This is a genomic window from Amycolatopsis sp. WAC 04169, assembly GCF_003947535.1.
GTDB lineage: Bacteria > Actinomycetota > Actinomycetes > Mycobacteriales > Pseudonocardiaceae > Amycolatopsis > Amycolatopsis keratiniphila.
Genome location: NZ_QHJI01000051.1, coordinates 1 through 726, shown reverse-complemented (window position 1 = coordinate 726; position 726 = coordinate 1). Strand labels below are relative to the sequence as shown.

Here is a 726-nt window from a genome sequence, read left to right as displayed (position 1 = left end):
GCGATCGGAGACCGGGGCGACGAGAAGTCGGGTGATCGAAGGCCGGGTCGACCAGAAGCCCGGTGATCGAAGGTCAGATCAGCCGGAAGCCGGGTCAGCCGGACGATCGAAGGCCGGGTCAGCCCCAGGCCGGGCGGGCGCCGCGGGGCCGTGGCCTCGCGGGCGCCGTCTGCGGAGCGGGGGCAGGGCGGTCCGGGCGGCGGTTCCGCCGGCACCGGGCGGCGGAGCGCACCGGGTCACAAGCCCGCTCAGCCCCCGGACGCGAACCTCCGCGCCAGTCGTTCGCCCGCCTTCTCGGCCGCGGCGGTGTCCTCCACGGGCGTCACCTCGCTGTCCTTGAAGACGATGTACGTCACGTCGGAGGCCGCACCGCCGCCCGCCGGGTCGGCCGGGATGCCCAGGGAACGCGCGGCGGCGTAGGAGGCCTCGCCGGTGAGGTCGGTAGGGCCCACGTCGCCGACGACCGCGTACCGCACCCGGTCCCCGTGGACCAGGGCGGCGAGTGACCCGCCGCGGACGTGGTCCTCCCCGGGGTCCCAGGTGTCGCTCGGGCCGGGCACGACGACGTAGGGCAGGCGTTCGGCGTCCAGCGGGCGGCCGTCGGACTCCGTGTACGCGGTGGCGGGGCTGAACTCCGGGTCGGTACGGCCGTTGCAGCGGTCGCCGGGCCGGCCGTCGCAGTCGATGTCCAGGTCGGCCTTCCAGTACACGGCCTCCCGTGTCCCG

General features: G+C 75.8%; 1 protein-coding gene. It reads right to left on the bottom strand.

Annotated elements, in window-relative coordinates:
• Positions 1–248: 248 nt before the first annotated feature.
• The coding region (locus DMC61_RS40920) for a glycoside hydrolase family 75 protein (RefSeq protein WP_233595119.1) at positions 249–726 on the bottom strand (478 nt) is incomplete at its 5' end.